Annotated in this window: 11 protein-coding genes; 1 reads left to right on the top strand and 10 read right to left on the bottom strand. The window is 69.3% G+C overall.

Going from position 1 to position 12287, the window contains the following annotated elements; genetic code table 11:
- Nucleotide 1: 1 nt before the first annotated feature.
- Nucleotides 2–1906 carry a DNA primase gene (dnaG, locus tag ACZ6YV_RS26720; RefSeq protein ID WP_465512211.1) on the bottom strand — a complete coding sequence of 635 codons (1905 nt, stop codon included), beginning with the start codon at nt 1904–1906 and terminating at the stop codon, nt 2–4.
- Between the two features lie 42 nt (nt 1907–1948).
- Between dnaG and ACZ6YV_RS26715 the strand changes: the two genes are divergently transcribed.
- Nucleotides 1949–2887 (top strand): sigma-70 family RNA polymerase sigma factor, encoded by a 939-nt coding sequence (locus tag ACZ6YV_RS26715; RefSeq protein WP_465512210.1) that lies wholly within the window; start codon nt 1949–1951, stop codon nt 2885–2887.
- Nucleotides 2888–2934: 47 nt separating this feature from the next.
- On the opposite strand, the gene ACZ6YV_RS26710 is transcribed toward ACZ6YV_RS26715, so the two are convergent.
- The 9 genes from ACZ6YV_RS26710 to ACZ6YV_RS26670 all read right to left on the bottom strand — a co-directional run bounded on the left by ACZ6YV_RS26710 (nt 2935) and on the right by ACZ6YV_RS26670 (nt 12267).
- Nucleotides 2935–3501 carry a carboxymuconolactone decarboxylase family protein gene (locus ACZ6YV_RS26710; RefSeq protein ID WP_465512209.1) on the bottom strand — a complete coding sequence of 189 codons (567 nt, stop codon included), beginning with the start codon at nt 3499–3501 and terminating at the stop codon, nt 2935–2937.
- Nucleotides 3502–3653: 152 nt separating this feature from the next.
- The gene (locus ACZ6YV_RS26705; protein WP_378241844.1) at nt 3654–5456 is read right to left on the bottom strand and encodes a glycosyl transferase; all 1803 of its coding nucleotides are present in this window, start codon (nt 5454–5456) and stop codon (nt 3654–3656) included.
- A gap of 9 nt (nt 5457–5465) precedes the next feature.
- Complete coding sequence (locus ACZ6YV_RS26700; protein WP_465512208.1) at nt 5466–6542, bottom strand: serpin family protein; 1077 nt, start codon at nt 6540–6542, stop codon at nt 5466–5468.
- Between the two features lie 258 nt (nt 6543–6800).
- Entirely contained in the window at nt 6801–8069 is a 1269-nt protein-coding gene (locus ACZ6YV_RS26695) for a deoxyguanosinetriphosphate triphosphohydrolase (RefSeq protein WP_465512207.1), read from the bottom strand.
- Between the two features lie 40 nt (nt 8070–8109).
- Nucleotides 8110–8763, bottom strand: a complete 654-nt coding sequence (locus tag ACZ6YV_RS26690) for a YdcF family protein (RefSeq protein ID WP_465512206.1) — start codon at nt 8761–8763, stop codon at nt 8110–8112.
- A gap of 32 nt (nt 8764–8795) precedes the next feature.
- Nucleotides 8796–9401, bottom strand: coding sequence for a response regulator transcription factor (locus tag ACZ6YV_RS26685; RefSeq protein WP_378241848.1), 606 nt, complete (start codon nt 9399–9401; stop codon nt 8796–8798).
- Nucleotides 9398–10594: a sensor histidine kinase gene (locus ACZ6YV_RS26680; RefSeq protein WP_465512205.1), complete on the bottom strand. Its 1197-nt coding sequence runs from the start codon at nt 10592–10594 to the stop codon at nt 9398–9400. The genes ACZ6YV_RS26685 and ACZ6YV_RS26680 overlap by 4 nt, the downstream gene beginning before the upstream one ends.
- 15 nt (nt 10595–10609) lie before the next feature.
- Entirely contained in the window at nt 10610–11338 is a 729-nt protein-coding gene (locus ACZ6YV_RS26675; RefSeq protein WP_465512204.1) for an ABC transporter permease, read from the bottom strand.
- Nucleotides 11335–12267, bottom strand: a complete 933-nt coding sequence (locus ACZ6YV_RS26670) for an ABC transporter ATP-binding protein (protein WP_465512203.1) — start codon at nt 12265–12267, stop codon at nt 11335–11337. The genes ACZ6YV_RS26675 and ACZ6YV_RS26670 overlap by 4 nt, the downstream gene beginning before the upstream one ends.
- Nucleotides 12268–12287: the final 20 nt, after the last annotated feature.

Genomic DNA, 12287 nt, shown 5'->3' with positions numbered 1-12287 from the left:
CTCAGTCCAATCCGCCGATGGCCTGGTCCTTCAGCGCTCGCCGGTACTGCTCGAGCGCGACGAGGTCGCCGAACAACGCGCGGTAGTCGTCCGGCGCCTCGACCGGGGAAAGCCGCTGCAGCTTCGACTTGATGTCGTTGATCTGGCGGCCGACCAGGCTTTCCTGCACCGCCGCGAGCTGCGCGGAGATGTAGCGCGAGTCGACAGCGCCCTTGGTGCCCAGCAGTTCGACCGAAAGCTCGCTGAGCACTCGCCGCACCGTCCCCTGCGGACAGTGCGGGGCCGCCGCGTCGAGCAGGGCGGGCCCGGTCAGCCCGGAACCCGCTCCCCCGGCGGCCAGCAACGCCTTGTGGATGGCGATGTAGACCGGGTGGGTGAACGCGTCCTCGGGGAGCGCGTCGTACTCCGCCCCGGCGAGCATCGGCTGCTGCAGCGCCGCCTTGAGCGCCTCACGCTGCGCGGTGAACCGCGGATCGCCGGGCGCGGGCCTCGGCAGGTCCTCCTCGGCGGTGGCCGTGGCCGCCTGAGCGGGCCGCCGGACCTCGACGGTGGAGCGTTTCGCCGAGGCCCCCGCGCTGCCGCGGACCCGGTTCACCACCTGCGCCGCGTCCTGCCAGCCGACCCACCAGGCGAGTTTCGACGCGTAGCCGTCGCGGCTGGCGCGGTCCTTGATCCCGGCGACCATCGGGACGGTCTTCTGCAGCGCCGCGACCTGACCGTCGACGGAGTCGAGGTCGAAGGCCTTGAGCATGCTCTTGATCGCGAACTCGAACAGCGGGATCCGCCGCGCGACCAGGTCGCGCACCGCGGTGTCGCCCTTGGCGAGCCGCAGTTCGCAAGGGTCCATGCCGTCCGGGGCGACCGCGATGTAGGTCTGCCCGGCGAAGGTCTGGTCGCCTTCGAAGGCCTTCAACGCCGCCTTCTGACCGGCTTCGTCACCGTCGAAGGTGAAGATCACTTCGCCGCGGAAGGCGTCGTCGTCCATCATCAGCCGCCGGAGGACCTTCATGTGGTCTTCGCCGAACGCCGTCCCCGACGACGCGACGGCCGTCGGGACCCCGGCGGCGTGCATCGCCATCACGTCGGTGTAGCCCTCGACCACGACGACCTGGTGCCGCTTCGCGATCTCGCGTTTGGCCAGGTCGAGGCCGAACATCACCTGCGACTTCTTGTAGATCGGCGATTCCGCGGTGTTCAGGTACTTCGCCGAGACGCGGTCGTCGTCGTACAGGCGCCGCGCGCCGAACCCGACGACCTCGTTGCCGACGTCGCGGATGGGCCAGAGCAGCCGCCGGTTGAACCGGTCCATCGGCCCGCGCTGCCCTTCCTTGGCCAGCCCGGACGTGAGCAGCTCCTTGACCTCGAACCCGCGGTTGAGCAGATGTTTGGTGAGCTTGTCCCAGCCGGCCGGGGCGTACCCGCAGCCGAACGTCTGCGCGGCGGCCGCGTCGAAACCCCGTTCGGACAGGAAGTCCCGCGCCGCGCGCGCGTCCGGGGTGAGCAGCTGCTCGGCGTAGAACTCCTGGGCCGCGCGGTGCGCTTCGATCAGCCGGGCGCGGGTGCCGCGATCGCGCTGGACGCTTCCGCCGCCGCCTTCGTAGGTCAGCCGGAAGCCCGCGCGATCCGCGAGCCGCTCGACGGCCTCGACGAACGAGATCAGGTCCATCTTCTGGACGAACTTGATCACGTCGCCGCCTTCGCCACAGCCGAAGCAGTGGAAGGTGCCGTGAGTCGGGCGCACGTTGAACGACGGGGTCTTCTCGTTGTGGAACGGGCAAAGCCCCTTGAGGCTGCCGCCGCCGGCGCTGCGCAGCGCCACGTAATCACCGATGACCTCGTCGATCCGGTTGCGCTCGCGCACCTCCGCGATGTCGCTCTCCCGAATCCGTCCTGCCACGTTCACCACTCTAGGCCGTGCTCGCGGAGCACTGTGCGGCACACTCGGGGAATGAGCACCGCCCTGGACGAACTCGCCGGGAACTTCGCCACTCTGCGTCCCCATCTGGTGTCGGTCGCCTACCGGCTCACCGGCGCGCTGTCCGACGCCGAGGACGCGGTCCAGGAGTCGTGGCTGCGGCTGAGCGGCCTCGACGAACGCCGCCGCTCGGCCATCGAAGATCACCAGGGCTGGCTGACCACCGTCGTCAGCCGGATCTGCCTCGACAGGCTGCGCTCGGCGGTGGTGCGCCGCGAGCGGTACGTCGGCGAGTGGCTGCCCGAGCCGGTGCTCGGCCCGCTGGGCACGCCGGCGTCGGAGGACCCGCTGACTGTCGCCGTCCGCGACGACGGGATGCGGATGGCGGCGATGGTGGTCCTCGACCGGCTGACCGCCGAGCAGCGCGTCGCGTTCGTCCTGCACGACGCGTTTTCGGTGCCGTTCGGCGAGATCGCCGAGATCCTGGGCTGCACGGTGGAGGCCGCGCGCCAGCACGGTTCCCGCGGCCGCCGCGCGGTCGCCGACGCCGACCCGCCGCCCCGGACGGCGCTCGCCGAGCAGCAGCAGATCATCGAGAAGTTCATGGCAGCGATGCTCACCGGCGACATCCAGGCGGTGGCCGAGGTGCTGCACCCGGACGTCATCCTCGTCGGCGACGGCGGAGGCAAGGCGCGCACGGCGGTGCACACGGTCACCGGGTTCGACAAGGTCACCCGGCTGTTCCAGGGGCTCATGCGGATGTACGACCCGGCCGGGATCGAGCAGGCGCGGCTCGCGCTGGTCAACGGCGACCTCGGGCTCTACATCCCGCCGCAGTCCGCATCGGAGCAGTACCGGGCGCTCGACGAGCATGTCGACGCCTTCGTCATCCGCGACGGGAAGATCGTGGCGATCTACGACATGGCGAACCCGGACAAGCTCACCACCGCGCGGACCCGTGCCGGTTCCTAGTCCTCTGAATGCGCCCACGACGCATTCAGACGACTAAACGCGGGAGGTCAGGGAAGCGGGATCCGGCAGGCGTCGCCCGAGGTGAAGCCCTGCGCGGTGATGTCGAGCGCGCTGTTCATCCGGGCACGCATGTTCTCCAGGCCGATCTGGTAGGTCAATTCGATGACGCCCTTGCGGCCGAACTCGCCTTCCAGTTCGGCGACCTGCTCGTCGGTGACGGTCACCGGGCTCGCGGTCATCGCGTCGGCGTACGCGAGCGCGAGCCGTTCCTGCGCGGTGAAGGCGGGCGACTTCGCGTAGTCGTCGATGTTCTTCAGCCGTTCGATGTCGAGCCCTTCGTGCAACTGCAGCATGGTCCCGAAATCGATGCACCACGAGCAGCCGAGCCGGGTCGCGACGCGGTACACGGCCAGTTCGCGCACGTTCGGCGACAGTGTCTTGCTGGCCTTCTCCGCCAGCATCTCGTGCACGCCGTTCGCCCGGAGCAGCGCCGGATGGTGCGCGTAGACGGCCATCGGCTCGGGCACGGCACCGAAGCGCTTCCCGGCGAACTTGTAGATCAGCTTCAGCAGGAAACCGGCATCGGCGGTCTTGACGACGGGAATACGCGGCATGGTGTCCTCCTCGTGCGGTTGCGAACACCAGGTGGACGAGACGGCCCGCGCGGACGTGACAGGCGCTCCCCGGTGACGTGCGCCACGCCACCTTTTCGATCACGGTCCGTTCTCCGGCATCTCCGGATTCAGAGGACAAAACGCAGGGGCTGTCAGGGGGTGATCGTCCGGACGTCCCAGACCCAGACGCCGTCGACGAACTCGGCGGGCTTCCGCAGCAGCAGATCCACGGTGGCCCGGAAAGCGTCCTGGTGTTCGCGCGGGATCAGCACGAGGACGTCGGCGTTCCAGTACCGCAGATCCTCCAGCGCCTGCACCCGCTGCGACTCGGTGATCGTCGCCGGCACCCCGGTCTGCTTGATCTGGTCGAAGATGATCGACGTCGGCCGCTGGATGGCGCCGTAGCGGCCGCGTTTGTCCTCCGGGCCGCTCGGGCCGACGAAGTAGCCCTCCGGCATCGAATAGCCGAGCCCCGCGTCGATCTGCCAGTGCAGCGGCTCGGATTCGCCGGAACTCGGCAACGGCACGGGCACCACTGTCCCGCCGGGCGCGACATAGGACCGCCAGGTGCCGTCGGCGAGGAACTTCGGTGTCGGCGGCCGTTCCTTCACGATCAGCTGTGTCGGCGCGATCGGCAGCAGGACCGCGATGACGACGCCGATCCACACCAGCCGCAACGGGAATCGCCGCTCCCCCGGCACTTCGGGCAGCTTCGACGCGACCGTGTGGACGCGTTCGGTCGCCAAGGCCAGCAGAGCGCCGATGAGCGGTATGCAGCCCATCGCGAGCCGTGATTCCAGCAGGGATTCGAAAAGCGGTAGCTCCGAAAGGATTTTCCACGGTCCCGGGATCCCGGTTTCCTCGTGCACCACGACGAGTTGCACGCCGAGCGAGAGCCAGGCCATCACGAACATCGAGATCGCCAGCGCCCGCGCGAACACCTCGCGCCACAGCCAGACGGTGATGACCACCATCAGCACGATCAGCGGCCAGCCGAAGAAGGCGTTCTCCTCGGTGCGGTTCATCGACACGTCCGCGGCGGCCTGCGCCTGCCCGGCGACGGACTGCGTCGCGAACCGGGTGAAGGCGGCCGTGTCGTTCCCGACGGGGCCGTGTTCGATCGCCTGATAGCTCTGCGGGCCGAAGAACTGCCACCACAGCGGGAAAGCGCACAGCACGAGCGCCACGAGGACACCGATGCCGACACCGATCCCCAGCGGTTTCGCCATGGGCGGGAACTCGCGGTAGTTCGTCGCGAAGTAGCCGATGGCGAAGATCGCGAACGCCATCGCGAAGATCAGCAGCGGCTCTTCACCGAGGAAGACCTGGTACGCCGCCAGCAGACCGAGGAAGATCCCGTTGCGGACCGGGCGCTCGCCGCGCGCGATCTTGAAGACCAGCAGCGCGATGAACGGCAGGACGAACCACGCGACGAAGTTCGGGTGCGCGTTGCCGTGCGAGATCATCGGCGGGGCGAACCCGACGAACGCGCCGCCGATGGCCGCGCCGACCCGGTGGGTGACCAGATGCCGCGAGAAGACCCAGTACCAGGCCGCCGCCGTGCCGGCGAGACCGCCGGTGAGCGCGATGGCCCAGGTGAGCGTCGGGCCGAAGACGAGTGTGATCGGCGAAAGCGGGATGCCGATGCCGAGCATGGCCGTGTTGGCCATCAGGTTCACGCCGAGCGGATGGTTCTGGAAGTGCGAGCTGAGCGGGTTCCTCAGATGCAGCACGTTGTCCGCGGTGACGGAGAAGAACCACTCCCACAGGTTCTGGTCCGACGCGCTGTTCCAGAGGTAGCCCTCTTCGAGATCGAGCCAGAGCCCGTTGTAGAGCAGGAAGGCGAACAACAGGAAGCCGCCCATGATGGCGGCGTCGGCGGCGGCGAACCGGCGGGGTCTCGTGGGAGTCTCGTCAGCCTCCACGGCAGCCGCCTCAGCCTGGAAAAGACTCACTGACCATCCTCACGGCTCGACAACGCGGGCGAGAAAGTAGATCACACCCGTCGAGGCATGCCTCACGAGCAGAAGGAAGGGACGATCGACGGCGACTTCCAGCGGTTCCTCGACCATGATCGACGTCAGCCGCATCAGCACCGCCGTCGCTGCGGCGCCTTCGAGGCCCTGTTCGTCGATGCGGAGCACGGACTGGTGGACGACCTCGGACACTTCGATCCGGTCGTCGTCGGCGAGCCCGGTGAGATCGGCGGCGGCGGTGAACATCGTCCGCACACCGAGTTCCTGCAGTTTCGCCGTCAACGGGCTGTCGACGTCCAAGTCGAGTTTCGGCAGTGACAGGGCGAGCGTCTTGGACCGCGTGTTCTCCAGCAGTCCCGCCAGCTTGCCCGCGTCGAGCTCGGCGTCGTCGAGGTCGCCGTCCGGCAGCAGGATGATCGCCTCCACCCCGCCCTCGGCGCCGAGGCGGACGACCTGCCAGCCGTCCTCGTGGGTGTGGTCGAGCTGTTTTTCGAGCCACATCGTCGGCACCGTACGGGTACCGGACGGCGCGTGGAAGTCCGCGGGCGCGGTGTTGTCACGCGAGAACGGATTGGTCCACGCGGTTTTGAGATACAGCGCGTTGACGATCGCGGCGACGGTGTCCCGCGCGACCGTTCCCGGCTTGAGCAGTTCGGGGATAAGTTCGCGGGTGGCCTCCGCCACATCGGCGTTGATCAGCCGCCGCGCGGCCTCCGGATCTTCGCCGAACGGGGCGCTCTCGACCTTGCCGCCCGGCCACGTGGCGAGCTCCTCGCGGAAGGACTTCTCGAGCGTGAGCCCGTCCCAGGCCCAGAGCGTGTTCGCGACCGCGAGTTCGGGGCCGTCGTCGAGCAGCGACGAGGCCTTGCCCAGCAGGTCGGCGAGCTCGTCCGGATCGCCGAGCAGCGCGATCAGTTCGTCTCTGGTCTTGCCCTTGGCGGCCTGCGTCACCAGGCCGAGCGCGCTCGCGATCGAGTACGGCGAGAAGCACGCGTTCTCCGCGCGGCTCGCCAGCACCCGATAGAGGTCCAGACCAAACCGGAGGTGGCTTTCGACAGCTCCCATGCCGCAGACCGTACCGTGCACGGGCCCGTCCGTCTCCTGTCCGAAAGTTCCCCTCTTTGTTCCAGGGGTGACGCGAGGTGGCGTGTCGCGAAGCTGCCGCCGCGCTTCTCTCGCAAGTACGTGAAGGACCCCTTCATTGCGCCTAGCGCAATGAAGGGGTCCTTCACGTACCTCAGGCGGGCGAGGGCGCCGGTACCGAGGCGGTCGGGGTGGTCGTGAGTGGCAAGTGTCGTTCTAACCCCACTTACCACTCACGACTCAGCCGTGGCGGCCGGTGTGCCAGGCATGCCACGCGTGCGCCTGCGCGTCGGTGAGCGACGCCACCTGGTCGACGACCACGCGCAGGCGGGCCGCGTCGTCCGGGGCTGCCTCCCACGCGGGCAGGAACAGGCCGTCCAGCGCGTCCGGCGCGCGGCGGCACAGCGCCTCGACCAGTTCGGCGACCGTCTGCCGCTGGCCGTCCTGCATCGCGAGGCGCCGCCTGTCGCTCATCACGTACCGCAGCGCGAGCGCCTTGAACAACGCGACCTCGGCCGCGACCTGCTCCGGGATGACCAGCCGCGCGGCGTAGCGGCTCAGTGGCCCTTCGCCGTACACCTCCCTCGTCGCGCCGACGACCGCCGTCGCGAACCGGCCGACCAGTTCACTCGTCAGCCGCTTCAGCGCGACCTGTGCCTTGAGCGATCCGTCGAGTCCCGGCTCGGTGAGTTCCGCGACCACGGGCAGGTCGAGCAGTTCCTTCGCCGCACCCTCCAAAGTGGACTGCGACTGGTCCGAGAACCTCCGCGCAGCCTCGGCCACCGCCGCGCGTTCCTCGGCGTCTGCCAGTACCCGCAACGAGATCCGGCCGGCCAGCACTCCGTCCTCGACGTCGTGCACGGAGTACGCGACGTCGTCGGACCAGTCCATGATCTGCGCTTCCAGACAGGTGCGGCGGTCCGGCGCACCTTCACGGACCCACGCGAACACCTCGGTGTCGTCGGCGTACACGCCGTACTTCGGATTGCCCTCTTCACGTGGCCACGGGTACTTCGTGGAGGCGTCGAGGCAGGCGCGGGTGAGGTTCAGCCCGCCGGCGGCCCCGCCTTCGAGCAGGACCTTGGGCTCCAGCCTGGTCAGGATCCGCAGTGTCTGCGCGTTGCCCTCGAAACCACCGCACGGCTGCGAGACCTCGTTCAGCGCGCGCTCGCCGTTGTGCCCGAACGGCGGATGCCCGATGTCGTGCGCGAGCCCGGCGGTGTCCACCAGATCCGGGTCCGCGCCCAGTTCGTCCGCGATGCCGCGGCCGATCTGCGCGACCTCCAGCGAATGGGTCAGCCGGGTGCGCGGCACACCGCTGACCTCGGCGCCTTCACCGGGGCCGACCACCTGGGTCTTGCCCGCCAGCCGCCGCAGGGCCGCCGAGTGCAGCACCCGCGCGCGATCACGGGCGAAGGCGCTCCGCCCGTCCTTGGCGCCTTCCAGCGCCGCGCCCTTGGGCCGCTCGGGCAGCAGACGCGCCCTGTCGGCCTCGGTGTAGGTGTCCACGCGACCAGCTTAAACGCGATCACCGACACTTACCGCGACGTCAGACCTCGCCGGTGCCGAACAGCGTGTCCGCCGGGGACTTCGTGAGGCGGTAGTACAGCAGCGCGCCGGTCTCGCGGACGATGTAGCGCGCCTGCGTCTCGCGGGTCTGCACGATCGGGCCGCGATGGGTGGGCGACGTCCAGGCCTCCAGCCCGAGGTCGTCGGCCATCACCCGCGCGCGGAACGAATGCCACGGGTCGCTGACCAGCACCGCGGTCTTCCAGCCTCGCTTCTGCACCTGTTCGGCGACGGCGCGCAGGCTGCGCAGGGTGTCGCTCCCCTCGCCGACCGGCAGTGTCGCCGACTCGGGCACGCCGCGTTTGCGCAGCCACTGCGCCCCGGCCTGCGCCTCGGTGTAGTTGTCGTCGGCCCGTTTGCCGCCCGCGGTGACGATGACCTTCGCGACGCCCTGGTCGTACAGCGTCTTCGCCTTGGCCAGCCGCGACTGGAAGATCTCCGACGGCCTGCCGTTGTACTGGGCCGCGCCGAGCACCACGATCACGTCGGCCCGATCGCGCACGTCTTCCCGCGCGACCTGCCAGACCCGGAACGCCGTCCCGCCGATCACCGCGACGACGATCAGCAGGAACCCCGCGAGGATCCGGCGCACCCGATTCGCGCGGGTGGGCTTGGTCCGTTCGGCGGTACTCACGGGGGTGATTCTCGCAGAGCGGCGAGACGATCTCAGAGCCAGCCGTGCTCTTCCGCGAGCCGTACCGCCTCGGCCCGGGTCCTCGCCCCGGTCTTGCCGATCGCGGCCGAAAGATGGTTGCGCACGGTGCCTTCGGAAAGGTGCAGCGCAGCGGCGATACCGGCCACCGTGCTGCCGTCCTTGGCCGCCTTGAGGACGTCGTGCTCGCGTCCGGTGAGCGGGCTCGCGCCGGTGGCGAGCGATTCGGCGGCGAGCGCCGGATCGACCACCCGGAGTCCACTGTGGACCCTGCGGACGGCGTCGACGAGCTGCTCCGGCGGGGCGTCCTTGACCACGAACCCCGCCGCGCCCGCCGCCATCGCCCGCGAGAGGTAGCCGGGTCTGCCGAAGGTGGTGCAGATGATGATCCGGCACGACGGCAGCGCGCCGTGCAGTTCGGCGGCGGCTTCGAGGCCGTCCTTGCCCGGCATCTGGACGTCGAGCAGCGCGACGTCCGGGGCGGTTTCCTTCGCCCGTTGGAGCACTTCGTCGCCCGAGCCGACCTGGGCGACCACCTCGATGTCGGTTTCGAGGCCGAGCACGGTGGCCAGCGCCCCACGCACCATGGCCTGGTCGTCGGCGAGCAGGACCCGGATCACGCGCAGCCTCCAGCGGGTTCGGTGAGCGGCGCACGCGCGCCGCTCCGCACGGCGGACTCCGGTACCTCCGCGCGGACGAGCCATCCTCCCCCAGGAGGCGCGGTGGCGGTCAAGGTCCCGCCGACCGCGGCCAGCCGTTCGGTGAGCCCGCGCAGGCCGTTCCCCGCCGCGACCTCGCCGCCTTCGCCGTCGTCCTCGATCTCCAGCCAGGTCTTGCCGAGCCGGACCCTGACCAGCTTGGCCCCGGAATGCCGGAGCACGTTGGTGACCGCCTCCCGCAGCACGTAACCGAAGGTCCGCTGCAGGGCGGGTTCGACGTTGTCCACCGCGTGCGGCAGGTCCGCGTCGATCTCGGCCGCCCGCAGCGCCGCCCGCGCCCCGGCGACCTCCGCCGAAAGCGACACCTCGCGATACTCGGAGACCGTGGCGCGGATGTCCGAGAGCGCGCTGCGGGTCAGGCTCTCGACGTCGCTGATCTCCTGCAGCGCGCGGGGATCGTCCTTGCCGCTCTCCAGGATCCGGCGGGCGAGCCCGGCCTTGACCGTGATGGTGGTGAGGCTGTGGCCGAGGATGTCGTGCAGGTCCCGCGCCAGCCGCTCGCGTTCACCCGCCACCGCGAGCGTCGCGATCTCCTGGTTCGCCGCTTCCAGTCTCCGTACCGCGCGGACCAGGTTCGCCATGAAGAACATCGCCGCCGTGATCGAAGTGGCCGCCACCAGGTCACCGAAGTCGTCCTTCCCGATGACCAGGTGGACGGCCAGCACCAGCAGCAGGGCCCCGCCGTCCAGGATCACCGCCCACGCCGGCGGCAAGGTGAACGAGAGCACCGCCGTGGCGTAGATCAGGATGTACGGGTTGTTGTCGTGCAGGAAGACCAGGGCCAGGCCGACGAGCAGCATCAGCACCGAGAAGACGTAGGTCGTCTTCCGCCGGGACGGCCGGAAGCTGAGCGGGAACAGCACGTAGCAGGAGCCGTAGACGATCAGGAGAGCGGCGATCACCAGCTCTTTCCCGGTCGCCCCGTCGGTGACCAAGTCGACCGCCGCAGGGATGAAGGTCGGCAGGACGAAGGCGATCCCGAGGATCGCCCACCGCCCCGGCCGGGGTCCCCGGCCGGTCCGCGGCGGCATGTCCGACCACCAGTTCTCCCGGCTGTTCAAGCCCGTCTTCACCCTGCCCGGGTAGTCGCTCACCGGTTCACCCTTTTCTCAGACCCGCGCACTGTCTTTACGGTAACGCCTGACCACCAGCGCCCCGAGGACCACGGTCCACGCCGCCAGCACACCGAGCGCGGCCGGGAGGCTCACCGTCAGATGGTCGGTGACGACCGGGCGGACCAGCTGGATCAGCCAGTACGTGGGCGTCACCTGGGCGATGTCGGCCATCCACGACGGCATCCCGTCGATCGGGATCCACAGGCCGCCGAGGAAGCCCATGCCCATCGTGACGATCATGTTCATCGGCTGCATCGACTCCGGCGTGCCGAACTGGCCCAGCAGCAGGCCGAGTAGCACCAGCGGGATCGCGCCGAGCCAGATGCCGAACACCAGCCGCAGCCAGCCCGAGGCGTCGAGGTGGACGTCTTGGAAGAGGACGCCGATGAGCGGCACGAGCAGGAGCGACGGGAGGGCGACGAGCATCGCCGAGAGCGCCTTGCCGCCGAGGTAACCGGAGCCGGTCAACGGGGTCAGCCGCAGCTGGCGCTGCCAGCCCGTGGACCGCTCGATGGCCAGTTTCGCGCCGCTCGTCATCGCGGCGGAGAAAGTGCCGAAGGCCATCATGTTGACCATGATCACCCCGGAGATGTTCATGCTTGCCGAGCTGAAAACGTTGCTCTGCAACAGGAACATCAGTACCGGGAAGGCGACGGCGAAGAGCACGAACCGCGTCGAACGGAAGGTGCGGACGATCTCGGTCTTGAGATAGGTCGGGTTCATCGGACGGCTTCCTCGGTGTCTTCGGTGCTGTCAGTGGTCAGGGACAGGAACGCGCCTTCGAGGCCGACGGCGCTGATCTCGATGTCGTGCGCTTCGGGGACTTCGGTCATCAGAGCCCGCAGCGTGGTGTCGGAATCGGAACTGGAGATCGCGACGCGGCCGCCGCGGAGTTCGAAACCGGTGATCGCGGGCAGCCCCGCGATCACCGGTTCCGCCGCCGCGGGCACCGCCGCGCGGATCGTGCGTCCCCCTGCCAGCGCACGCACCTGCGCGACCGAACCGTCCGCGACGATCCGCCCCGACCGCATCAGCACGACACGGTCGGCGAACTCTTCGGCCTCTTCGAGATAGTGGGTCGCGAACAGGACCGTGCGACCGGAGTTCGTGTACTCGTACATCGACTTCCAGAACTCGCGGCGCGTGCCGACGTCCATCGCGGCGGTCGGCTCGTCGAGGATCAGCAGATCGGGGTCGCTCACCAGCGCGACCGCGAACCGCACACGCTGCTTCTGCCCGCCGGAAAGCCTGGTGGAGCGCCGGTTCGCGATGTCCTCGATCCCGGCGCGGCGCAGCGCCTCACGGACGGGCATCGGCTTGCGGTGCAGCGCGGCGACCATGCCGACGGTCTCGGCGACCGTGAGATCCTCGACGAGCGCGCCGCCCTGCAGCATCGCGCCGATCATCCCGTCGCCGACGGCGTCGGACGGCTTCCGGCCGAAGACGGCCACGGTGCCGCTGTCGGGCACGGTCAGGCCCAGGATCATGTCGACCGTGGTGGATTTGCCCGCGCCGTTGGGGCCGAGGAGGGCGACCACCTCGCCCGGCGCGATCGTGAGGTCCACGCCGTCGACGGCGTGGACCTCACCGTAATGCTTACGCAGGCCGGAAAGTCGTACCGCTGCCCCCGCGGTGATGTCTTGTTCTCGCATGCCCAAAGCATGTCGCGCCG

Source organism: Amycolatopsis sp. NPDC102522 (assembly GCF_055584485.1).
Note: the sequence above shows the minus strand (reverse complement) of the source record. Positions and strands in the feature narration are given on the sequence as shown.